Annotated in this window: 21 protein-coding genes and 2 pseudogenes; 11 read left to right on the top strand and 12 right to left on the bottom strand. The window is 59.1% G+C overall.

Annotated elements, in window-relative coordinates:
• Positions 1-9: 9 nt before the first annotated feature.
• Positions 10-264, bottom strand: coding sequence for a type II toxin-antitoxin system prevent-host-death family antitoxin (locus LKE65_RS00410; protein WP_099347873.1), 255 nt, complete (start codon positions 262-264; stop codon positions 10-12).
• Between the two features lie 72 nt (positions 265-336).
• Entirely contained in the window at positions 337-582 is a 246-nt protein-coding gene (locus tag LKE65_RS00405) for a hypothetical protein (protein ID WP_180952785.1), read from the bottom strand.
• 334 nt (positions 583-916) lie between these two features.
• Here LKE65_RS00405 and LKE65_RS00400 point away from each other — a divergent pair, with 334 nt between their 5' ends.
• The 4 genes from LKE65_RS00400 (at position 917) to LKE65_RS00385 (ending at position 6,198) form a co-directional block, all read left to right on the top strand.
• Positions 917-2,179, top strand: coding sequence for a cation:proton antiporter (locus tag LKE65_RS00400; RefSeq protein WP_278739958.1), 1,263 nt, complete (start codon positions 917-919; stop codon positions 2,177-2,179).
• Between the two features lie 70 nt (positions 2,180-2,249).
• A complete protein-coding gene (locus LKE65_RS00395) occupies positions 2,250-2,726 on the top strand; it encodes a DUF2840 domain-containing protein (protein WP_010668365.1) in 477 nt (158 codons plus the stop codon).
• A gap of 1,087 nt (positions 2,727-3,813) precedes the next feature.
• Positions 3,814-5,601 carry a relaxase/mobilization nuclease domain-containing protein gene (locus LKE65_RS00390; protein ID WP_278739957.1) on the top strand — a complete coding sequence of 596 codons (1,788 nt, stop codon included), beginning with the start codon at positions 3,814-3,816 and terminating at the stop codon, positions 5,599-5,601.
• Positions 5,602-5,685: 84 nt separating this feature from the next.
• Positions 5,686-6,198 (top strand): CopG family transcriptional regulator, encoded by a 513-nt coding sequence (locus tag LKE65_RS00385; RefSeq protein ID WP_434734876.1) that lies wholly within the window; start codon positions 5,686-5,688, stop codon positions 6,196-6,198.
• A gap of 145 nt (positions 6,199-6,343) precedes the next feature.
• Here the strand turns inward: LKE65_RS00385 and LKE65_RS00380 are convergent, their stop codons facing one another.
• A complete protein-coding gene (locus tag LKE65_RS00380) occupies positions 6,344-7,039 on the bottom strand; it encodes a VIT1/CCC1 transporter family protein (RefSeq protein WP_166112779.1) in 696 nt (231 codons plus the stop codon).
• A 196-nt stretch (positions 7,040-7,235) separates the two neighbouring features.
• Here LKE65_RS00380 and LKE65_RS00375 point away from each other — a divergent pair, with 196 nt between their 5' ends.
• Positions 7,236-7,805, top strand: coding sequence for a cytochrome b (locus LKE65_RS00375; RefSeq protein ID WP_278739954.1), 570 nt, complete (start codon positions 7,236-7,238; stop codon positions 7,803-7,805).
• A 52-nt stretch (positions 7,806-7,857) separates the two neighbouring features.
• Here LKE65_RS00375 and LKE65_RS00370 read toward each other — a convergent pair whose 3' ends face one another.
• A complete protein-coding gene (locus LKE65_RS00370) occupies positions 7,858-8,511 on the bottom strand; it encodes a hypothetical protein (protein ID WP_278739953.1) in 654 nt (217 codons plus the stop codon).
• On the opposite strand from LKE65_RS00370, the gene LKE65_RS00365 reads away from it, so the two are divergent.
• The 3 genes from LKE65_RS00365 to LKE65_RS00355 are packed head-to-tail and all read left to right on the top strand — an operon-like array spanning position 8,474 to position 13,567.
• On the top strand, positions 8,474-9,022 hold the full coding sequence (locus LKE65_RS00365; RefSeq protein WP_278739952.1) for an efflux RND transporter periplasmic adaptor subunit: 549 nt from the start codon (positions 8,474-8,476) through the stop codon (positions 9,020-9,022). The two genes, LKE65_RS00370 and LKE65_RS00365, sit on opposite strands and share 38 nt — an antisense overlap.
• Complete coding sequence (locus LKE65_RS00360; RefSeq protein ID WP_278739951.1) at positions 9,015-12,113, top strand: efflux RND transporter permease subunit; 3,099 nt, start codon at positions 9,015-9,017, stop codon at positions 12,111-12,113. The genes LKE65_RS00365 and LKE65_RS00360 overlap by 8 nt, the downstream gene beginning before the upstream one ends.
• Positions 12,110-13,567 carry an efflux transporter outer membrane subunit gene (locus LKE65_RS00355; protein ID WP_278739950.1) on the top strand — a complete coding sequence of 486 codons (1,458 nt, stop codon included), beginning with the start codon at positions 12,110-12,112 and terminating at the stop codon, positions 13,565-13,567. Before LKE65_RS00360 ends, LKE65_RS00355 begins: the two co-directional genes overlap by 4 nt.
• A 425-nt stretch (positions 13,568-13,992) precedes the next feature.
• Here LKE65_RS00355 and LKE65_RS00350 read toward each other — a convergent pair whose 3' ends face one another.
• Together LKE65_RS00350 and LKE65_RS00345 are read right to left on the bottom strand one after the other, a co-directional pair.
• Complete coding sequence (locus LKE65_RS00350; RefSeq protein WP_278739949.1) at positions 13,993-14,208, bottom strand: hypothetical protein; 216 nt, start codon at positions 14,206-14,208, stop codon at positions 13,993-13,995.
• 263 nt (positions 14,209-14,471) lie between these two features.
• On the bottom strand, positions 14,472-15,173 hold the full coding sequence (locus tag LKE65_RS00345; RefSeq protein WP_278739948.1) for an MgtC/SapB family protein: 702 nt from the start codon (positions 15,171-15,173) through the stop codon (positions 14,472-14,474).
• A gap of 529 nt (positions 15,174-15,702) precedes the next feature.
• Here LKE65_RS00345 and LKE65_RS00340 point away from each other — a divergent pair.
• Positions 15,703-15,858 carry a hypothetical protein gene (locus tag LKE65_RS00340; RefSeq protein WP_278739947.1) on the top strand — a complete coding sequence of 52 codons (156 nt, stop codon included), beginning with the start codon at positions 15,703-15,705 and terminating at the stop codon, positions 15,856-15,858.
• 1,156 nt (positions 15,859-17,014) lie between these two features.
• A complete protein-coding gene (locus LKE65_RS00335; protein ID WP_278739945.1) occupies positions 17,015-17,365 on the top strand; it encodes a hypothetical protein in 351 nt (116 codons plus the stop codon).
• 105 nt (positions 17,366-17,470) lie between these two features.
• On the opposite strand, the pseudogene LKE65_RS13505 reads toward LKE65_RS00335, so the two are convergent.
• The 4 genes and pseudogenes from LKE65_RS13505 to LKE65_RS00320 form a co-directional block, all read right to left on the bottom strand.
• A pseudogene (locus LKE65_RS13505) lies at positions 17,471-17,608 on the bottom strand (hypothetical protein); the annotation flags it as partial.
• Entirely contained in the window at positions 17,605-18,237 is a 633-nt protein-coding gene (locus LKE65_RS00330) for a glutathione S-transferase family protein (RefSeq protein ID WP_278739943.1), read from the bottom strand. The gene LKE65_RS00330 and the pseudogene LKE65_RS13505, both read right to left, overlap by 4 nt.
• Positions 18,234-18,800: a hypothetical protein gene (locus LKE65_RS00325; protein WP_278739941.1), complete on the bottom strand. Its 567-nt coding sequence runs from the start codon at positions 18,798-18,800 to the stop codon at positions 18,234-18,236. Before LKE65_RS00325 ends, LKE65_RS00330 begins: the two co-directional genes overlap by 4 nt.
• A 144-nt stretch (positions 18,801-18,944) precedes the next feature.
• Complete coding sequence (locus LKE65_RS00320) at positions 18,945-20,639, bottom strand: recombinase family protein (protein WP_278739940.1); 1,695 nt, start codon at positions 20,637-20,639, stop codon at positions 18,945-18,947.
• Between the two features lie 443 nt (positions 20,640-21,082).
• Between LKE65_RS00320 and LKE65_RS13600 the strand changes: the two are divergent.
• Positions 21,083-21,211: pseudogene (locus tag LKE65_RS13600) on the top strand (YrrC family ATP-dependent DNA helicase); the annotation flags it as partial.
• Positions 21,212-21,472: 261 nt separating this feature from the next.
• Here the strand turns inward: LKE65_RS13600 and LKE65_RS00315 are convergent.
• Both LKE65_RS00315 and LKE65_RS00310 read right to left on the bottom strand, forming a co-directional pair.
• Positions 21,473-22,729, bottom strand: coding sequence for a tetratricopeptide repeat-containing protein (locus tag LKE65_RS00315; protein ID WP_278739939.1), 1,257 nt, complete (start codon positions 22,727-22,729; stop codon positions 21,473-21,475).
• A 55-nt stretch (positions 22,730-22,784) separates the two neighbouring features.
• A complete protein-coding gene (locus LKE65_RS00310) occupies positions 22,785-23,165 on the bottom strand; it encodes a TIR domain-containing protein (RefSeq protein ID WP_278741705.1) in 381 nt (126 codons plus the stop codon).
• Positions 23,166-23,411 lie beyond the last annotated feature (246 nt).

Below are 23,411 nucleotides of genomic sequence, written 5' to 3'. Positions count from 1 at the left end.
GGACGGCCCTTATTTCAGCAACTCGTCGAGATGCGCGTGTTCGGGGTCCATGTCGGCGCGCTCCACGGCGGCCAGCACCACGTTGGACACGTCCTCCGTCCGGTGGCTTCGCTGGGCCGCCGCGCGGAGCCAGTCATAATGATCTGCGGACAACAGCACATATTCGCGGCGGCCATGGCGGGTGATCTCGACCGGCTCGCGCTGGGCCTGATGTTGGAATTCGCCGAATTTGCGCTGGAATTCGAGGGCGCCGACGGTAGGCATGAGCGGGGTATCCTATTGGTGGAATGGCAATGCCCAAATTATACGTATAATACCTCTTTCTCAAGGATAATCTCACTCCTCCCGCTCCGGCCTGGCTTTGCTGGCGGGATCGTTGTCATTGGCGATCTGGTCCAACCGCCGCTCGAATTCCTCGCGGGCGATCTGTCGCCCCAGCAGGCGCGCCAGGACGAGGATCAGTGCGTCCGTTCGCGCCTTCATGGCCGGATTGGGAGGAATGGATTGGATATTGCTGCCGGGTTCGTTATCGTTGACCGGAGAATTCGGTCCGGCGTTCGATATGCGGTTTTCGTCCGTCATCGTCCTGCCCTTTCCGTCTGGAGAGGACAGCAGCATCACGCGCTAAGAAACGCCGTGCAACCGGAAAAATATAGCTACTTCAATGGGTTGTCGGTGTGTGTCGGTTGCTGCGTACTGGGGCGTAGTCAGGCGTACATGTGGCGGCGTTTTGTTCGCAAAATGAGAAATCACAAATTGGTGAATGGTTGGTTTGAAGTTACGACTCGCTGACTGGGTGACGACGGCGCCTTCCGCCTTCGCTTCTGCCATTCATCGACCCGTCGAACTCTCCCGGTAGCGGGCCATTTTCCGGTTTTTCTTGACGCAAAGCGCCTCAGCGGCCAGCGGTGAGGACATGGATACGATCAGCCTCCTTGCCCTGCTGCTGAGCCTCTCGGCAGGCTTCAGCATTCTTAATCACCATACGTTCCGCGTTCCGGTCACGATTGGTGTGCTTGTCTTCTCGTTGCTGACATCGCTTCTGGTGATGGTCCTGAATCCGCTGATTCCGGCCTATGATCTTCAGGCCCTTCCGCGATCTGTACTCGGCGCCATCAATCTGCCTGCGGCACTTCTGAATGGCGCGCTGTCGCTGCTGCTTTTTGCCGGCGCCATGCAGGTCAATGTCGGGCATCTGCGCGCAAAGCTTGCCTCCGTCACCGCCCTCTCTGTCCTGGGGACCGTGCTGGCCGTCGCCTTTCTGGCGATCGCGGCATGGTCTGTCTTCCCGCTGCTAGGCCATACCGTTCCCTTCGCATGGTGCATCGTGCTGGGTGCCATCCTCGCGCCCACCGACCCGGTTTCGGTCGTGGGAATGCTGAAACGTCTGGGACTACCGGGACCGCTTCAGGCTGTTTTTGCGGGAGAAAGCCTGTTCAATGATGGCGTGGGCGTTGTCATTTTCGGTGTAACGATCGGATTGGCGACCGGAGACAGTCAGGGAGTGGCCGCGTCCGGAATTGCCCTGAGCTTCTGCCGCGAGGCGCTCGGTGGCGGTTTTCTCGGAGCGCTCACGGGATGGATCGCGCTCCGTGTGCTCAAGGCGCAGCGGGATCCGCATATTGATCTGCTGACGTCGCTGGCACTTGCGACCGGGACCTTCAGCATAGCTAACCAGCTTAGCATGTCAGGCGCGATCGCTGTCGTCGTGGCTGGTCTTTGTTTCGGAACACGTTACAGCCACTCCATTTTCGATGAAGCGTCGCGCAAGGAACTCGACGTCGCATGGTCACTCATTGACGAGGTCCTGAACGTCCTGCTGTTCATGCTGATCGGCTTTGAAATCCTTGAGATCACGCCGCATCTGTTTACGGTTCTGGCGACACTTGCCGTAATCCCCCTGTCCATTGCCGTGCGGGCTTTGAGCGTGCTGTTCTCGACCCTTCCGGTCCATCTTCGTCAATGGGAACGGGGCCGCGTTCTCGGCGTCCTGACCTGGGGCGGGCTGCGAGGTGGTATTTCGGTCTCACTGGCGCTTGGTCTACCGCCCGGAGAACTGCGTGATCTGTTGCTGCCCGTCTGTTACGGTGTGGTGGTGTTCACCATCATCGTGCAGGGATTGACCATGGAACGGGTCGCCCGCCGGCTTTATCCGGCATCTCCATCTCAACCTCAATAACGGGTTCCTCCATTCTTCCATCGGCATTCGTGTCGTCTGATGAGCCGACCGTGAAGAGGAAACAGACGTGATGCCCGACGATCCGTCCGTCCTGATCACGACGGTTGAACTGACGTGGATCGAGAAGCAGGTGGAACGCTGGCTGCGCTTCGGGCGGCCGGTCGCGGACACGATCCTCGACCGTCAGCGGCGCATGCTAAGCTTCGCGCCCGGCAGTGTGTTCGCCTTCGTCCGCTGGGCCGCCAACGAGTATGGCACGGTTGAATCGCACATCGACATCGTGCGCACGGTCGGCTCCGGCGAAGACTACCAGACTGTCCCATGCGTGCGGCCGGGCGGCGAGGTGTTGCTGCACCAGACTTCATGGCCGCGCGTCCAGCGTGTACTGGGAGCGATCGACGCGATCGAGGCGCTGGACATCGACCCGACAGAGGTCAGTCCCGATTACTGGCGTCACCTGCACCATCGGCTGGAGGCACGGCAGCAGCCCGATCCCTATACCAAAGCACGGCATCGGGCATGGCTGCGTCGTCGCGCGTTGCATTGAGTGTGCTTCCCGCGTCTAGCTTACCGACGTTTGCCCGTGCCTTTCCCTTCTCTTTCCGGTCAGCTTTTCCATCCTCCTGTCGCGTTCGTTTTGTGCCGGGACAACGCGGCGCTTCGCGCCGCGAGCGGAAGGCGTCGGCTGTGCCGCCGCGTCTATTTCGGTCGCCTTTGGCGCTCCTTCGAACACCCATTCGACGAACGATCCGACGTTCAGTGACACGCGTTTTCCCGCATCCGGAACACCATACGCAGGGGGTGGATGGCCCGTCTGGATGCACAACGAGCGCAGGTTGACCGATTGGTCATCGTCACCGTGAGCGTCATCACTTTGACAGTTCCCGATGATGTTCGGATGTCGCTTCCGATCACGTCCGACGCATGACTTTGACGTGTTCACGGCATGTCATAAGACGCACCGAAAACAGGTCGCGGCGCAGCGTGTCGTCATCCTGTTCGCGTGGTGTCGGGAGGCAATCTGTGGCAGGTTTTGCCAGTCCCCTGGTCAGGCTGGAAGTGGCCATCAGATTCGGAAAAGTGGAATTCAGGGGCCGAAAAGAGGAAAAAACGTGAGGGCAAGATTAAAGGACGTGGCACTCCTGCCAGTCCCGACCTGCGGTTTTCTCTGTCTGCACATGGGGTTAGGGAAAGTTTGAGTGGCACTCTGGATTTCCGTCGCCTGAGCCGTCATTTTTCAGGAGTGCGGGTTTCCCGCCGTTTCTGACGGCACTGTTCCCCGAAAAGCCCGGTTTTGGCGAGGTCTGGCCATGGCGCAGGATGACGACACCGCGTTCCGTCCCAGAGTTGGACGCATCCCCTCGAAGAGCGGTGCGACGCGCGGTCGCACGGACTTTCTGGCGGGCATCCGGACACAGGTTCGTCGGCAATCTCTGTCCCCCGGAAAGAGGGGCGGCAGCGGGTCAGGCGGCGGCAGTGGCCGCCGTTCATCTGTTGGGTCGGGTGCGCCCTCGCGTGCGGGGAGCGCGTCGCGTTCCGGTTCCACCCGTGGGGTGGGTCGCGGGCGGGGCGCGTCCTTCGTCCGTGCACGCGGGATCACCGGCTGGCGGCATCAGGTGTCCGGTGCCCGGCGTGTGACCGTGAAGGCGCGTGTGGTGCGTCAGGCCGGGAAGGGAGGCGGAGCCGCCGCCCACCTGCGCTACATTCAGCGTGACGGCACGTCCCGCGACGGCGAGCGTGGCGTGCTGTATGGCGCGGAGACCGACCGCGCCGACGCGAGAGCCTTCCTCGAACGCGGGGCGGAGGACCGGCATCAGTTCCGCTTCATCGTCTCACCGGAGGACGCCGACCGGATGGAGGATCTGACGGATTTCACGCGCGACCTGATGACGCGGATGCAAGCCGATCTCGGCACACGGCTGGACTGGGTGGCCGTGAACCATTTCAACACCGCGCATCCCCATGTCCATGTCGTGATCAACGGACGCGACGACCAGGGCAAGGATCTCGTCATCGATGGCGGCTATATCACCCATGGCCTTCGCGAACGTGCCTCCGAAGTCGTGACACTGGATCTCGGTCCCGTGTCCGAGATCGAACAGCGCCAAAAGCTGGAAACCGGGATCGACCGCGACCGCTTCACCCGCATCGACCGTGCCCTGCTGGATCAGATGAAGGACGGTACCCTCGACATGCGCCCAGGTAGCGAAACGCCGACCTCCGATCTGGTGGACCGACGGCTGCGCCTGTCACGCCTCGCGAAGCTGGAACGCATGGGACTGGCCAGTCCGACGGAACCGGGCAGATGGACGCTCGATGACCGGCTGGAAGAACGCCTGCGGAACCTGGGCGAGCGCGACGACATCACGAAGCAGATGCACCGCGCCCTGAAAGCGCGCGACAAGGGAACAGCGCCGACACGCGATTCGTCGCATTTCCGTTTCCATGGCGAGGTTCCGGAAAAACCGGTCATCGGGCAATTGGTGGACCGCCACCTGACCGACGAACTCGGGGAGAAACTGTCGCTGGTGGTCGATGGTATTGATGGGAGGGTGCATCACCTGCGCGGCTTCGATCCCGCCCAGATGGAGGACATCCCGAGGAATGCGATCGTGGAAATCGCCGCAGTCCCGGTTCCCGACAGACCACGTCCGTCCGACCGGACGATCCTCGCCCATACCGAGGATGGGATCTATCGCCCTTACACTCATCTGGAGCGGATGCAACTCGACCGCTGGAGCCTCAAAGGCACACCTGAAGACCTGATCAAGGGGTATGTCCGCCGTCTGGAAGCTCTGCGGCGGGCTGGGATCGTGGAGCGGCTGGAGGCCGACCGCTGGCGCATCCCGGAGGATTTCCAGCAAAAGACCCTCGCCTATGACGCCGCGCGTGCGCCGAAGGCGACGGTGCGGCTGATGTCGGCCTTCGATCTGGAAGCGCAGATCGGCTCCGATGGCGCGACCTGGCTCGACCGGCGTCTGGTGGCTGGAGCCGGTCGTGAGGGCGACCGGGTGGAGGCCGGGTTCGGAGGCGAAGTCGGCGACGCTCTGGCCCGACGGCAACAGGCGCTGCTCGACCGTGGCGATGCCAGCCTCACCCCGGAGGGCATGGTCCGCTATCGCAGGAACCTGCTGGCGACGCTGGAAGGGCGGGAGGTGGAACGGGTCGGACAGGTGATGGCCGAAAAGCGGGGGAAGCTGTGGCGTCCGCTTGATCGCTTCGAGACCATCCAGGGCACGCTGAAAGGTCCGGTCGATCTGGCCAGCGGGCGGTTTGCGGTGGTGGAAAGCGGACATGAATTCTCGCTGGTGCCCTGGCGGCCGGAGATCGGGAAACAGCGCCAGAAGGAGATGACGATCTCCATGGACGAGCATGGTGGCATCTCGTGGGAACTGGGCCGGGGCAGGGGGCTTGGCCTGTAGCGGGAGAGTTCCACGAGTCGTTCCGGAATATAGACAAAAACCGACAGGAGCCGCCAATTTTACGCCTGGCTACGCCCCGGTACGATGCCGATTGAACAAGGGCTTGCGTCAGGGAATTTTCAGCTCAATCTGTCATCAAACCTCCAGACCAGTGGAACGGCGATGACCAGACGGCAGCGGATGAACGTGTATTTCGAGCCGGGCCTGCTGAAGCAGGTCGAGGCGCTGGCCGCGCGCCGGAAAGTGTCGAAATCGGCGGTGATCGAGGCGGCGGTGCTGTCGCTGGTGTCCGGCGAGGACGATGAACGTCGGGATGCCGCGCTGTCCAAGCGTCTGGACCGGCTCGGGCGGCGGATCGACGATGTGGATGAGGCCGTCGCTGTGCTGGGCGAGGCATTCGCGCTCTATACTCATGCCTGGATGATGCGCCAGCTTCCCATCCCGGCGAATGAGAACGAGGCCGCGAAGGATCGGGGCGCGGTGATGTATGCCCGGTTCAATGAGGTGCTGGTCCGGCGGCTGGCGAAGGGACAGCGGTTCCTCAATGAGCGGGTAAGGGATGTCGCAGGGCGGAAGGAACCGGACACCGGGACATAGAGCAGCTATTACTCGATACCCTCGCACCAGCTTTGAGATGTGAACCTGCTGCATGTCGAACCGCAAATGGGGGTTGTGCCCCAGTCGCCCGATATCTCGGAGGCTATCAGTCGATGGTTACTGACCTAGTCGGGAGGCGAGGAAATTAGATGTGAAAAATCCGGCCTATTCCGGCCGTGATGATCATCGCTACGATTCCCCAGAAGGTCACCCGCAGCGCGGGTTTCAAAGGAGCAGCTCCGCCGGCAATGGCGCCGATGGCGCCCAGTACGGCCAGCATGATAACGGAGACGATGGACACGCCCCCGGCCACGTATGATGGCGGGGTAAGAACGGCTGTCACTACGGGGAATACCGCTCCGCAGGAAAACGCTGCAGCGGAGGCGAAGGCCGCCTGAACAGGCCTGGCCGCCGTTGCTTCGGACAGGCCAAGCTCGTCGCGGGCATGCGCACCGAGCGCATCATGTTTCATCAGTTCGACTGCCACTTGTCGGGCTAGTGTCGCGTCGAGACCTCTTTGCTGGTAAATTCCGGCCAGTTCCTTCACCTCGCCGTCCCAGTCATGGGCGAGTTCGTTCTTCTCGCGTGCAAGGTCGGCGCGTTCGGAATCCGCCTGTGAACTGACCGAGACATATTCTCCAGCCGCCATGGACAGGGCACCGGCGACCAGCGCCGAAAGGCCGGCGATGAGGATGTTTCCCTGCGAGGCATGGGCACTGGCGACGCCGACGATGAGGCTACCCGTGGATAATGTGCCGTCATTGGCGCCGAGCACAGCCGCGCGCAGCCATCCGAGTTTCTCGGTGGCGTGGCGTTCCGTATGTGAGCGAAGTCGGGACATGGGGGCATCCATCGAAGGAGAACGTCTATACTTGAGTATGATCGAAATCCTCTCGGGGCAATCGGTATTTTCTTCGAACAATGCAAGTGAATATCATTGGCTTTTTTTCATATTTTTTATGCGTTGTCGTTCAGGCTGCAGTCAGGTAGTTCGCCTATAATTCAGTTTTCTAATTGCTACGGTAAGAGAAAAACGTATGAAACAGGCGAGTGCGCCGGACCAGACGCAACAGTTTCGTCACTATGACGCTCTCACGGTGTTTCTGCACTGGGCGACGGCCTTGCTGGTCCTGTTCCAATTCGCGCTCGGCGAGACATGGGGCCTTCCCACCAAGCCCGTTCACCACCTCATGGTGGTCGCGCATCTGACGGCGGGGATTGTCCTGTCCGTGGTTGTTTTTGTGCGTCTTTATTGGCGTTTGACGGGCGGACGTCGGCTTGCGTTCCTGCTCTCTCTGCTGGATCGTCTTTGCGCAGTCGCCATGGAAAGCGCGCTCTATGGCCTGTTGGTGACGGAAGCCGGCCTCGGCTTCGCCTGGCGGTGGGGGGCGGGACAAAGCATGAGTTTTTTCGGTTTTCTGATCCCGCCTCCCTTCACCAGGTTTTCGTCTGGAACCCTGACCTGGGTCGAAAACCTGCATTCCTGGAATGCATGGCTCATCATTGCCTTGGCGGTAGGTCATGCCGGCGCGGCGCTGTTCCATCAGTTCATTCTGAAGGATGGCGTGCTGTCACGGATGCTGCCGGAGCGATCGGTGAATCCATGATCAGAGGGGCCGATGCGCATTTTTTCAGTCGTCGTATCGCATATCATCTCACCTATTCCTGAATGAAGAACGCATGAAGCGCCGCCACTTTCGTCGCATCGACAAGCTGCTCTGGCTTTCCCTTGTCTCGATAATCGTCCTCGTCGCCGTTGGAGGTCCGGAGAGTGCCGAAGCGCAAGGCGTGCATCGTGAACAGAATGGGGATCTGGCTGTCGATGCCGCATCTCCGCTGATATCGCGTCTGCGGGTAGATACAGTCACCGTTCGGGCGCGCCCGCATGATATCGACGCACCAGGCGAAATCACGGCGGAGCCCTCGCGTAGTATCAACCTGTTGCCGCCGCTGACGGGACGGATCGCGCGGCTGGATGTCGTCCCCGGCGCACATGTCCGGGCGGGACAGGTGCTGGCCGTCATCATGTCCGGCGACATGGCGCAGGCCAGTGCGGACGAGGACAAGGCGCGCTCTGCTCTGATGCAGGCCCGTGCGCAATATGACCGATCGCAGCATGTCGTCGGCGCGGGCGGCGGCGCTATGAAGGATCTGCAGGCCGCACGGGCCGCGTATGAACAGGCCCGGTCCGAACTGGAACGGGCCAGCGCGCGCCTGGCGGCCCTGGGCCGTGACGCGCCGGTGAAGGACGGTGCTCGTGAGGGGGGGGGGGCGGATGGCGCTCACCGCGCCGATCGACGGCGTAATCGACACGGTGTCGGTCGCGGCGGGTATGAACGTCACCGATCCCACTGCAGTCATGATGACCCTGGTGGATACGCGTGAATTATGGGTCGTTGCCGATCTGGCCGAAAATCAGGCCATGCTGGTCCGGGCCGGCATGGCCGTGCACGCAACGGTGCCGGTGCTTCCCGATTTGCGCCTGGCTGGCATCATCGATGGGCTGCGTCCATCCTTGCAGCCCGAAACAAGGCGGCGCAGCGCCTATTTCACGATCACCAACCCGGATGGCATGCTGACGCCGCATCTTTATACCCATGTCGCAATCGCTGTTCCCCGACCGCCGGACATCACGGTCCCGCAGACAGCGATCCTGATGAACAACGACGCGACCACTGTGTTCGTCGAGGTGCGGCCTCACGTTTTTCGTCGTCGGACAGTTGATGTGGTGCTCGATGACGGGACTGACTGCCGGGTAATTAGCGGTCTTGCTGCCGGTGATCGGATCGTGACCCAGGGTGCGGTGTTGCTGAACGATGATTGACCGGCTGATCGCGCTCTGCCTGCGGCAAAGGCGTATCGTCTTTGCTGTCATGGCTATCCTTGCGTGTTTTGGCGCGCTGGCTTGGCGAGACATCGCCGTCGAGGCGTATCCAGACCTTGGTGCGATCACTGTCGTGGTCACGACCCAGGTGTCCGGTCTGGCGGCGGCCGAGGTCGAGCAACAGATTACGACACCGCTGGAACGCCAACTGGCGACCGTGCCCGGCCTGGTGGATAGCCGCTCCAGCAGCACGTTCGGTCTCTCCCTGATTACGCTGATCTTTCGTGATGGGACGGACGTCTATTTCGCGCGGCAGCGCGTGACCGAGCAGATCGCGCAGACTAACCTGCCGACAGGGGTGACGCCGATGCTCGGCCCGGTCACGGGGCCGGCCGGCGAGATCTATCGCTACACGCTGCAATCGGACAGCCTGAACCTGATGCAGTTGTCCGATATCCAGAACTGGGTCGTCATCCCGGCGTTGATGCAGATTCCCGGTGTGGCCTCGGTCAGCAACTTCGGCGGCTTTACCAAGGAATATCAGCTCCTACTCGATCCCGACGCGCTGAACCGGTACAATATCGGGATCAACGATGTCCTGAACGCCCTGAAGAACAACAATGTCAATGTCGGCGGCGACCGCGTCACGCGGGGCGATCAGTCCTATATCGTGCGCGGTATCGACATGGTCCACACCCTGGACGATATGGGCGATATCGGCGTGACGCAGCATAATGGCAGCCCGGTTTCCATCCGCGATCTGGGCCAGATGCAGTTCGGGCATCAGGTTCGCCAGGGCATTCTGGGCATGGACGGCAATTCAGACACGCTGGAAGGCATCGTTGCGACCCTGACCGGACAGAACCCGTCGGAGGTTCTGGCGGCGCTCCATACGCGGGTCGATCGGCTCAACCAGCGGCTCGCGCGGCAGGGGGCGCGGATCGTGCCCTATATCGACCGCGACAATCTGGTCCATGCTACCACCGACAAGGTCGCCCATACGGTGCTGGAAGGCATGGGGCTGGTCTTCGTCGTTCTGGTACTGTTCCTGGGGAGCCCGCGCAGCGCGATTGTCGCCGCCGTCACCATCCCGCTGTCGCTGGCGACGCTGTTCGTGCTGATGACGGCACTGCATATGCCGGCCAACCTGTTTTCGCTGGGCGCGATCGATTTCGGCGTGATCGTGGACGGTGCAATCGTGGTGGCCGAAGCCGTGCTGCGCCTGCGCGAGGAACATCCGGACAGGGTCCTGGCTCCGGGCGATGTCCTGGAAATCATGGACACCCTGGCGCGGGCGATCTTCTTTGCCACGCTGATCATCATCATCGCCTACGGCCCCCTGTTCGCCTTCGAGGGCGCGTCGGGCAAGCTGTTCCGCCCCATGGCCTTCACCGTCAGTTTCGCGCTGCTGGGGGCGCTGCTCTGCGCGATGACGCTGACGCCCTCGCTGGCGTTTCTGGCGCTGCGCAAGCCGCACCGCCTGTTCCGCAACCGTCCGCTGGAATGGTTGCATCATGCCTATCACCGGCTGCTGGCATACAGCCTGGACCGACCGCTGATGGCGTATGCCGGCGGACTCATCGCGTTCGGCCTGACGATCTGGCTCGGGGCCTCGGCGGGGCGGGAGTTCCTGCCCGATCTCGATGAGGGCGCGCTATGGATTCAGGTGCAGTTGCCCTCGGGCCTGTCGCTTGAGCGCGCGGGCGCGATGGCGGACGAGATCCGCGCCGCGATCCGCTCGTTCCCCGAGACCAGCTTTGCCGTCACCCAGCTTGGCCGCAGTGATTCCGGAACCGATCCCTGGACCCCTTCCCACATCGAGGTGCCGGTTGGCCTGCGTCCTTATGCCCAATGGCCGCATGGCGAGACCAAGGCCCAATTCGTCGTCCGCCTGCGCGCGCGTTTGGCCGCGATCCCCGGCATCAGCTTCGGCATCAGCCAGCCGATCGCCGACAATATGAATGACCTGGTCGGCGGTGCCCATTCGCCGCTGGTCCTGCGCATCTACGGTGACGATTTTCACGAACTGCGCCGGATCGGCACTCAGGTTGTTGATATCATGCGTCAGGTTCCGGGCACCGCCGCAGCCTCGATCTTCCAGGAACCGCCATCGCCGGAACTCGACGTGGAGGTGGACCGCAAGGAAGCCGCCCGCTACGGCCTGGCCGGTGCGGACATCCTGGCCATGGTGCAGAACATGATCGGCGACGGACCTGTTTCGTCGGTCTATGTTGCCGACCGGGTCTATAACATGACCGTTCATATCCCGCGTGCAATCAACAGCAACCTCGATATCATCCGCCAGTTGCCGTTGAGCACCGCGTCGGGTGCGCGCGTGCCGCTGGGCGTCGTCGCCCGTGTGTCCGTGCGTACTGGCGAGGGTACCATCGCGCACGAACGCAACCAGCGTCAGATCACGATCCGGCTCGATAACGGACAGCGGCCTCTGTCGCAATATCTGGCCGATGCCCAAAGCCGCATCGCGGCGCAGGTGCATTACGATCCATCCGCCTACAGCCTGGAATGGGCCGGAACGTTCGAGCAGGCGCAGCGCGCCCAGGCGCGCCTGACCGTGGCGCTGGCGGTGATGTTCGCGGTCATGCTCGTGCTGCTGTTCTGCCAGTTCGGTCGGTTGCGCCAGGCGGCGCTGGTCCTGGCCGTGGTGCCGATGGCGACTCTGGGCGGGCTGATCGCGCTCCATGCGCGGGGCGAGACCCTGAACATTGCCACCGCCGTTGGCTTTATCGCCCTGTTCGGCGTCGCGATCCAGAACGGCATCATCATGGTGTCGAATTTCAATCGGCTCCGGGCCGAGGGTGAACCCCTGCGTGTGGCCGTCCTGGATGGCGCGGGGCAGCGCTTCCGGCCGGTGCTGATGACGGCGACGGTGGCCAGCGTCGGTATGCTGCCCGCAGCGCTGGCGACGGGGATCGGTACCGACGTCCAGCGAGGGCTGGCCACTGTGGTGGTGGGAGGGCTGGGCATCGCAACCATCCTGACCCTGTTCATCCTGCCCACCTATTATTTCGAACTGGAGTCCCGGATGGAGAGACGCCGGGCGCTCCCGGCTGGTTCGGGAAGTGGATCATGAGGCTGTTCCTGTTGATCCCACGCCGCACCGCTACGGCGGTCGTGCTGGCGGCCCTTACAGGCTGTACCGTCGGTCCCGACTATCATCGCCCGGCATTGTCCGTGGACAATGCCTATACGCCTGATGGCACGATGCCAGCCCCGACCGCTGGGGCCATGCAATCCTTCCGGCCGGGACAGGATATCCCGGCGCAGTGGTGGGACTTGTTTCACTGTCCGGCGCTGAACGGGCTGGTGACGCACGCGATCGCCCATAGTCCCAACCTGGCCTCCGCGCATCAGGCCCTTCTGGCGGCACAGGAGGGCGTCGCGGCGCAGAAGGGCGCGCTATGGCCCAACATCAGCGGATTCTTCAATCCGACGCGTAACAAGATCTCGCAGGGCATGGGCGTTCAGGGCTTCAACAGTTACCTGTATAACCTGCATACATTGCAACTGAATATTTCCTACATGCCGGATGTATGGGGCGGCATCCGCAGGCAGATCGAGGCCAGCGACGCGCAAAGCGCTCTGGCGCGCTTCCAGTTGGAAGCGGCCTATCTGTCGCTGACCAGCAACCTGGTGGCTGCGGCCATCCAGTACGCCGCGATCCGGGGGCAGATCGAGGCGACGGAAGGGACCATCGCCTCAGCCCGCGCGATCCTTGCCATCAATGAACAGCAGGCGCGCTTCGGCGATCTGGGCGAACGCGACGTGACGCCGCAGCGCCTGCTGCTGGCCCAGGCAGAACAGGCGCTGCCGCCGCTGCGTCAGCAACTGGCTGTCCAGCACGATCTGATCGCGGCTCTTGCCGGGGATGGGCCGGATGTATCGGTGCCCGATTTCCGCCTGGCCGACTTCCATCTGCCGACCGACCTGCCGGTTTCCCTGCCGCTGCAATTGATTGACCAGCGCCCGGATATCCGCGCCGCCGAGGAAACGGTCCACGTCGCGAGCGCGCAGATCGGGGTCGCCGTCGCCGCCCGCCTGCCGGACCTCAACCTGGTTGCGACGCCCGGACTGGCGGTCAACCGCTTCAGCCAGTTTGCGACCCCCGGCTATGGTACCTGGACCCTGGCGGCCATGATCACGCAGCCGCTGTTCGACGGCTTTACGCTACTGCACCAGGAACGTGGCGCGCGTGCGACATACCAGAAGGCGGCGGAGGATTATCGCAGCACCATTGTCCTGGCGGTGCAGAATGTCTCGGACGCGCTCCATGCGATCCACAACGACGCGGATACGCTTGTCGCAAGCGTGAAGGCTGAGGATCAGGCGCGGCAGGCGCTGAATTTTGCGCGGACAGGGCAGCGATACGGGGATGAAAGCACATTGCTTGTCTTGATGGCCGAGCAGGGGGAAACGCAGGCGCGCATGACCATGGTTCAGGCCCAATCGGCCCGGTTGTCCGATACAGTGGGACTTTTCCAGGCCCTCGGTGGGGGATGGTGGAACAGAAAGCCAGCCACCCCCTGACGGCGGTGGTCGATCAAGGCGGCGGCTATCGTCGATACCTCCGCCCGGCGAGCCGCATTCACCGCTACCCCGATCATGATCGCCAGCAGATGCGCTAACGAATTGATGCAGGCGTTGCGGGTGCGGTTTCGTTTATGGTGGTAAGGTCATCATTAATTCGACGCCGAATGTGGCGTCAGTTAATGGAAATTTCTAAATGTCGTCCAAGTATGGAATGCAGATATTCTGCAGAATCAATCGAAAATAGAACCAATTTATTAATCTGTCGGTTAAAAATATACACTGGAATATTTTAAATAACCAATCCTGTTCGAAGAATTATGTATCATGCCCGCAATTTCCTTCATCTTCTGGGTCATATAAACATAACATGCGACATCAGGAAATCGGGGCATGATTACCAATTAAGAGCGTTCCACCGTTTCTCAGGGCTTGTCGGTAGGCGACGCCTTAACCTTCTTATTATGACCCTTTTTCGCCTTGTGCACCTTTTCCTTCGGGGCATCGGCCGGCTTGCCGGCACTAGAAGGAACATCGGCCGTTGCGTTTGGTGTCGGACCGCTCTGAGCCATCGCGGCCGGAACAATGGACGCAAAGGTCAAGGTCATAACCAGAGTCCCTATGAGGAACCGTGACGTCATTTGGATTCTCCTTGGATAAGCCGAGTGTGGCAGAAAATCGATCGCAAATCTAACACTCTCGTTACACGAATCTGCCCGGAACACATGTTCCAATTGTCATGTTATACGAGGAACCTGACCTCATCCTGAACGATTGCCAAATTTCCTGATTGTAACTCAGGGTATGAGGTCAGGCGGCAATTCTGTATCCTCTCGTAAAATGAACGAATGGGGCTTGGCTGCTCCGCCCGCCGTAACGAATAACTGTCTGCATGCGGAGTGCCTCAGTTGGTCGTGCTGACACTCCATGTGGCGCTAATGACGTCGGGACTTTGGGCAATGTGCTCGCTCACGGTATCCAGTTCTTTCAGGTCGGCGGATGTGGGCACGAGCAGTGCCGCCAGTTCGACATAATCATCCCCCTCGGACAAGGTTTCGATGTCCTGTATGGGGTAATGATGATGCTCCAGTTCATCGGCCAGGAGGTCGCGTGCAGCGGACACATGTTCCGGACGGCAGACCACATGCATCCGATACAAGGCTTCCGTCGTATCAGGTCTCAGCGGGCGGCGATCAACGAATGCAACGAGCGGACGCAACAGGGTGTTGCCTGCGAGAATAAACAGAGCGACCAGTGTCGCCTCGCTCGGCAGCCCCGTACCGGAGAATGCGCCGACAGCTGCTGTTGACCAGAGTGTCGCCGCGGTGTTCAGTCCCCGGACCTGGCCGCCATCCTTCATGATGACGCCAGCCCCCAGGAAGCCGATGCCTGACACGACATAGGCGATGACTCGGACCGATCCATCGGCACCACCCATGCGTATGCCGAGATCGACGAACGCGGCGGCCCCGACGGCCACGAGTACGTTCGTCCGCAAGCCGGCTGTCCGTTGGCGATACTGGCGCTCCAGGCCAATGATGGCCCCGAGCACAAAGGAAACCGATAGCGCGAGCGCGGTGTCCCAGAAGCCGTGCTCGGCGGTCATGGTGTGCCGGACGGGCCAGCGTGTGTATGCATTACGTGAAACATGGGGCTTCTCCGGGTTGCATAGGCATGCCCGAAGAACCAGACATCGAGAAACCGTCCGTTGATGGGCGATCTTTACCGGTGAATGGTTTTCCAGGCCTCAAGACAATTAGCCGAGGTGTAGTCGGCCGCCTCTGCCCATCTGCCATTTGTGTTTCTAGATCGAGGATTCATGTCAGTCCGTTGGCTTATGAAGCGGGCGATAGTGCTTTTGTAATACGGCGTCAAGTTCATTGGGCGCTCGCAAACGCCGGTTGTCGACATCAGAATCTGACCTGTCCCTATCTGATATAGTAACGTGTTTGTGTTTAAAAACACGCGTCCCCAACGCTGGTATTCAGGCTGTGGTCAGGTTCGGACAATATAAACGAAATCTATAAAATTGGATATGCAATTTCATGCGGACGAGAAAATGCATTCCAGTCCTCAAATTGAAAAAATTTCTACTGTTTCTTGAATCGTAGGTCATGTCAGGAGGCGTTCTCACTATGGATGGTGATATTAATTCTGAATACGCGAAGGAACAATATGCCTGTCAAAAAGAGGGGATAGGAGTGTCAGCCAAATTTATTGCTCAGATCGTTTCTCTGGCGAGTCTCGTTGCCGTTTATATCTACTTTTTTGTTGAATATGGCAGCAGATAGAGCTCGGAAGTTTTCGTGATGGTTTAAAAATAGAAATAGAGAATTGGCGGATATAACTTCATGTGTGACGAAGGTGCTATTTAGATATGTCCTCCATTTTCTTATCCATCCCGAGTTCGCAGGGTCGCGTCACCCATTCACGATGGATGCGGCCTGAAACAGCGCCGAGAGATGGAAGCTATTTTCTGGGACTGGTCGTTATGAACGATGGGATGAAGACAAGGGCTCGCCTTGTCGGGCGTTACTCGGGGCGGTATCGTTCCGCACCTTGGGATTTTTCCCCGCACAATATCTATAATGAAGGTTTGCTCGGTTGGGCTCCAATTCCTACAGTGGACGCGCCATTCGAGAAAATCGATAAAGCATGTGTGGTAGATAAAACCGCCACGGCTCGAACATCATGGTCGATGTTTGATGAGCGTCGGGGCCGGGAATAAAAGCTAGATGATGTAAGGAATTATGGAAATATATTGCATTTTCTGAAGTCCTGCGTCGATTGTCTCACTGCTCGCCTCCGGGAAAGATATTAAATTCTATTTATTATACATCGATGATTGTGGGTTATGTGCGGGTAATATTGGTAAGAGCGGAATTATGAGAAGAAATCAGAGATAAGGGGTATTTCGGTTATGTCCAGTCGAAAGGCTTTCCCTGTGCTGTTTCGATATTGGATAGATTCATAACATTATTCTGAATCACCTGCATTACGATCACGCGGCAATATTTATTGTTTCGATTCCGTTTAGTTCCATATCCTGCTGCGCGAAATCGAATTCGTGACCAGTTCAATGTTGTCAAACCGCATCCCACACGTGAGTGGTTGGAGGGAGGAAAGCGACGTCCACGCTGGTGTGGGCCTTATTTTTGCCGGGCGGGTAAATATCCTTAATGGATTTAAGGAGCAGGCTCCTTGCATCGAACATGCATTATGGGGGCGGTCAGACGCCCGGTCAGTAATAGTAAGCCTGAAAACTGACGGTTGGGTCGTTCTATCGAATGATACATATCACTATGAAAGAAATCTTCTCGACTACCCGCCGATCATGTGGCGGAACTGAAGAATGCCAGAACTGATTGCCAGGTCAGGACAGTCCTCACAGACCTGTGTAATTTTTCTGCACTGATTGAGCCGGGCTCGACGGATGCAATCGTTTGCATGGGCGATACGTTGACCCATCTGGACAAGCGGACCGACGTCTCAAAACTCTATCGTGATGCTTACGACGCTTTGGCGCCAGGCGGAGGCTTCGTTCTGACCTTTCGTGATCTTTCACAGGAACTGACCGAAGTGGATCGCTTTATTCCTGTCCGGGCTGACGATCACCGCATCATCACGTGTGTGCTCGAATATGAGCCGGAAAGCGTCATTGTAAACGATCTGGTTCATGTTCGCGATGAAGCTGGACGGACTTTTCAGGAAAGCAGTTATCGTAAATTGCGTCTTCCGCTGATGAAAGAGGAGGCTCTTCGGGGATGTAGCCGTAATGTTGGTAGGTCTCGACCATAACGGCATGGGTGGTAATCGCTTCTTCAACGGTCTGTTCGCGTTCGGCATCCTGAGCATAATTTCCGGCCACGACGGGGCAATGAATACCTGTTTGATAAAGGAGCGTCGCGCTGCGGCATCAAGATGGGATGGAACGGAAAGATTGCACAGGCGCAGATATCCGGTGACATCCGGAATGCCACGATCGGACAGGATATGTCCATTCTGTTGGGATTTAAGGCGATGATTGACAAAGTCTATCATACCTGCGCGCTTGGCCGTTCTGCAATGCTCGCGAACCACGCTCGTAGGGCGGCAGCTTCGTCCGGCAATTCCAGCTTCAGTCGGCTACGGGCAAAATCCAGGGTGACGAACGCTGTGATGTCGGCGATCGAGAAGGTGTCACCTGCGACATAAGGCACATTGTGCAGCCGGGCATCCAGATCGGCCATGAAGTCGGCCAGCCTCTGACGACCGCGCGCGGCAAGCTCGGGGATTTGCGCATAGCTGTGTGGCCCGACCAGAGCGCGCCCCGACAGTCCCGGCAGGCTGTTGCGCACGGCTTCCATCGCGGCAAGATAGCCGTCGATCTCCATACGCCGGTCCCACATGCCGATAATGGCGCGCTGTTCTGCCGTGTCACCCATCAGAGGGGGATCGGGATGCCGGTCTTCCAGATAGCGGCAGATGACAGGCACCTCGCTGATCGCGGTGCCGTCATCCAGTTCCAGAACGGGAACGGTACAGCCGGGGTTGAGGGCGCGGAACGTGGGCGCGAACTGCTCGCGCTTGGCAAGATTGACCGTAACGGTCGGTATCGTCAGCCCTTTCTCGGCGATGAAGAAGCGTACACGCCTTGGATTGGGGGCGATGGGATAATCATAAAGCTTCATGGCAATGCCGCCTGACGCTGTTGACAGGACGAAGTTTCCGTCTGTTTCCGAATGGTCGCCAGCATGCGACGGCGGATCAGGCTGCTAACCGGGCGGATCAGATACCAATAGGGCGTGAAGCGACGCGCGGCTCGCTCCGTGACACAAAGCACCCGGGTTTCCGTCACCAGACGATGGGTGTTCCTCGAACCCGGCTGGACGGTGAAGCCGAGGGTGAGCTTGCAGACGTCGTCATGGCGAGGGGCGAGAAAAGCGTCCGTCGAGGGAATGTCGCACAATCCGTAATCCGCCTGCCAGAACGTGCCGATGAGACCATAGACCAATGCCGTATCGCCTTGCCGTTCAAGCAGCGTGAAGTCGGTGAGGTCCAGATGCTGCCGCCGCGCGCGGCCGAACAGCCGGGTGGGCATTTCGCGCAGGCGGATGGCAGAGCGGACCAGCGGATCGTCGTCATTCCGCCATGTTGCCACCGCGTTCATGATGCGGCTGTCCGGAGCACAGATATCGATACTGTGTCGTTCACTGAAATTGAAGCGCGGCAGGAAATCGTCCAACGGGTTCATCGCTGCTTTCGTTCTCCGTCCGGCGAAACGGCCTCTATCTTCGAATCTGCCCGATCAATCGTATACCCGACGTCCCTCGCGCGGTCGTAGTGGTTGGCGTGACATTGGTGCTCGTTTCTTTTATAATTCAGAGCTCAAATCGATTTAGATGGCAACAGCTAATGAGTGTTGGTATCGGCCAGACCGTGCCCCCGCAACCATCTGAACTTGCGATGCCAACGCATCACGAACCCCAGTCCGGAAACGGGCTGGGGTTTTTGTTTGTCCACTGCCCGACGCCATTGTCAGAATGCCCGCGAGATCGCCCCGGACGTCGATTTGGAGGCCCTTGTCGGACGGGGTGAGGATGATGGCCTCGATCAGGGAGCGGATCACCTCGGCCGCCTCCTGGCGCTTCTCGTCCAGCTCCGAATGCAGCATATCGTGCAGGCGCGCGAGCTGTCGGTGGTAGAACTCCGCCATCTGGGGATGGAGCAGGGGTGGCGGCGCCTCGGCGGTCGCAAGGAAGTCGGTCAGCTCCGCCTTGCGGGCTTCGAGCTTGGATCCGCGCTCCTTGACCGTCGCGATCGAGATCGCTTCGGAAAGGTAGAGATCCATCAGGCGCTGGATATCGCGTTCGACCCGCTTCAGTTCTGATTCTGCGGCACCAATGTCGGCCGACGCCTCCATGCGCAGCCGGTTCATCTCGTCCGTGAACGCGGTGCAGAACTCGGCGAACAGGGCCGGATCCATCAGGTGGTGACGCAGGGCGTCGAGTACGCGCCGCTCCAGCTCCTCGCGGCGCATATTGGTCCGGTTGTGGCAGGTACCCTTGTTGCGGGCCGTCGAGCAGCCGAGCAGGGTGCCGGAGATCATCGAATAGCCGCCACCGCAGCAGCCGCATTTGCTCAGGCCGGAGAACAGATAGCGTGGGCGGCGTTTCTCTCGGAAATGGTCGGGCGATGACGTGTCGCGTGTGTCCCGGCTGGCGCTGACGCTGGCCTGCCGCGCCTTGACCGCGTCCCACAGCTCCTGGTCGACGATCCGCAGGTCCGGCACCTCCTGGATCACCCATTCGGAGTCCGGATTGGGGCGGGCCTGGCGTTTGCCGGTATCGGGATCCTTGATGAAGCGCTGGCGGTTCCACACCAGCCTGCCCACATACATCTCGTTATTGAGGATGCCAGTACCGCGTGCCCGGTTGCCGGTGATGGTCGAGAAGCCCCACGCACCACTGCCCGGTGCCGGGATGCCTTCGTCGTTGAGACGGAAGGCGATGGCGCGCGGTCCCAGTCCGGCCGCGAAGTCGCGGAAGATGCGACGGACCACCTCGGCTTCCACCACGTTGATGGTCCGGTCACCCCGGATCGGCTCGCCGCTGGCGTCGAGTTTGCGCACGACATCATAACCATAGGCATTACCGCCGCCGGACTTGCCCAGTTCCACGCGTCCCCGCAGGCCGCGATGGGTTTTGGCGGCGAGGTCTTTCAGGAACAGCGCATTCATCGTGCCCTTGAGGCCGACATGCAGGTGGGAGACCTCGCCCTCGGAGAGGGTGACGATCTGCACGCCCGCATAATTCATGCGCTTGAAGACGCCGGCGATGTCCTCCTGGTCGCGGGACAGCCGGTCCATGGCCTCGGCCAGCACGATCTGGAACCGTCCCCGCTGTGCATCGGCGATCAGCGCCTGGATGCCGGGCCGCATCAGGGACGCGCCCGAGATGGCGTGGTCGGTATAGTCCTCGACAATGGTCCAGCCCTGCTTCTCCGCATGCGTGCGGCAGATGCGAAGCTGGTCGGCGATCGAGGCGTCGCGCTGGTTGTCGGACGAATAGCGGGCGTAGAGCGCGACCTTCATGACGGGGGATCCCTTACGGTCCGGAGCGGCGGCGCTGCTCCTGTTGCTGAGACCGGAACCAGTCCCGTGCCGCACGACGGGCCATGAGGCGGATGAGCGCCACGAGACGCGGGTCGGGGGCATCGGGGCGCAGGACGAGCCGCAATTCGGGCTCGGGCGGCCGATACGCCGGGGCAATGGACTGGATGGGTCTGTCCGTCATCGTCGCTCTCTTCCGCGCGTATGGCAAGGAAAACAGGCACACGATCCGGACAGATGACTGTTATTTCAATGGAAATACGCAATATGCGAAAGCGTGCTCCTGAGTACTCCAGCGTGCGGAATCGTAGTTATGGGTAGTCCCGGATACAGGCGCGTCGTACAAATACTGGCGTATAACGGGGGCACGAGAGGGGAGGGCGAGTCATGAACGATATGGGAGTGCCGTTCTTCCGGCAGACCGGATGAGCGGACGCGCTACCGACTCTTCGCCCACGGAAGCGCTGGCGGGACTGGTCGAGCGGGTGACGTTCCACAATGCAGAGAACGGCTTCTGTGTCCTGCGGGTGAAGGTGCGGGGACAGCGCTATCTGGGCTCCGGCATGATCCGAGGGAAGGTCAGTTTATCCGCACTAGACGGATAGAGACTGGCCCGCTCGAACTTTGGGCAGCGGTGCGAAAGAGGATAATAAGATCTTCCTAGGATCGACCGGGCGGGGGTATCTGGTATCTAGGAATTATGTAACTACAATACAAAAGGACAATTATTACTAAAGATCGGAAGAGATGCCTAGCATGGTGTTAATAAAAGTATCCATATACTCGTTAATTTCTGGATTTTGTCTATTATAAAATTATGGTTGGTCGGGCGCGTCCGGTAAAGATACGCTCAGCACGTGCGTCTTGGACTCCTGATAGGTTTCGATTTCCCAATTTGCTGGTTGCTCCGCCAGGAACCGTTTCTCAAACTGCTCACCTTCCTGCGGCTTACCTAAGGCGTATGCGCAGTTTGCAAGCGTTGCCAACACCCAACGCCTGTCGGCTCGCTCATCGAAGGACGGTGTTTCAATCAAGAGCGATAGGGTTTCGAGTAGTGCCGTGCGAACTTTCCGTGCGCTCAGGCGATCGTAGAGAGCCTCCTCCGGATCGGTCTGCAACCCCTGTCGAAATTCGTAGCAGAGTGCAAGATTTTCCCCGTTGTAATAATCCCGCCTGACTTCGAAACCCCGTCCATAGTAGCGGATGGCGGCATCAAGCTGAGGACGATCACTCGTCAGGTGCCAAAGACGTTTGTATATCGCTCCAGTAATACCGAGCGTCTCCGGATCGTTGGACATGTCTGGACTTAACTGATTTATGATCTGCAAACCGGCTATCAATGCAGCCAAGGGCGAAGGCTTCTTTGCTTTATAAGTCGCCAAAGCCAGTTGCTGGATGATGAACGGATCAGGCCCCTTCAGGTGGGTAGCCGCCTTAAATGCGTTGACCGCAACCTCGGGGTTGCTCGCCTTCATCGCGGCCTCCCCTTTTCGCATTAATTCTGAAAGCCTTTCCTGAGCAGCCTCGGTCTCGTCAACTAAATCCGAAAACTCTTCTTCGCTAAGCTTGGGCTGCATAAGCCGGGGAAGATAGGTGTAAACTGGACTATCCGTCTTACCCGACGCCATGACCTCCTTGATCAAAACTCCCAAGTCGCGGGTGGCGCGTCGTGCTTCACGTGCTCCGATATCTTCACCAAGATGATCGTACTCGAAGGTATTGACATGATTCAGATCGAAATAGAGTCTACCCTTGCGCTCCTTCATAATAATAGTGCAGTTTGGCCGCAGCGCATGCCGTACTCCGAGTTCGTAGACAGCGTTGATGTTACCCGTCGAGATATCGGCGATAACGAGGTCGGATTGAAGCAGCATCTCGTACATTGGCGTATCAATGATGCCGGAGTGCATGATTTCATCGGCCCTGATGCACCGTAAATTATGCTTGCTTGCAGCGGGTTCAATGATGGCCTCGTAGGTCGCATCCAAGTCGATCGTCCGCCCGGATTCAAAGTCCGTCTTCTTGCCGAACCCCATCACAACAAAACATATTGCACGACTATCTTCGGTCATATGATCTTTGTCACTATATCTCTAATAATAGTTCTCAGATCTAATTCTCTGCGAATCAGTATCCAACTTTAGCCTCTTTGAGGGCATCGACGATGCGATCGCGTTCAAAGCTGGTCGCCCAAGATGTGCCGACGTTTAATAGACCGGCAGGGGTGATGTTGGCCTTATTCAGTTTTACTGCAGCTAACTTAATCTTGACGTCATCCTGCTTGGCTCGTGCTATCTCCCATGCTATCCAGTCGCTGGTGCTGCTTTTTTCACCCACAATCACCAACAGATGCGTGGCAGATTTGAGCAATTTCGTCAAAGAGGCCTTAATCACTGCTGAATTGTCACTATCGATTGGAATATTTGGACCACGACTGTCGAAAAGAAGATATTTGTATGAAGCATCTTCTGAATGATCATAGCTAACGAAAACTTTTGTCTTTGCGATTGCTGTTTCCTGATTGCACTCAAATTTATTAAGAATTTTAACTTGGAGGCAGAATCATGGCGATAGCGTGTTGACGCTTATCGCGATTCTTTTTGTTCCCTGACCATAAACTGTAAGTATCGATGTGATCTAATTCTATCGAGGCGGATCAGAAAGTTGGACTGAAAGTGATAAACTATTCCAATCGTAATACAGGGTATTTAGGTAAACTTATGAGGAAACGGTATTCGGGTCAAGCCCTAGGTG

The sequence above is a fragment of the Acetobacter fabarum genome (genome assembly GCF_022483405.1).
Taxonomy (GTDB): Bacteria; Pseudomonadota; Alphaproteobacteria; order Acetobacterales; family Acetobacteraceae; genus Acetobacter; species Acetobacter fabarum.
This window is presented reverse-complemented; position numbering and strand designations above follow the sequence as displayed.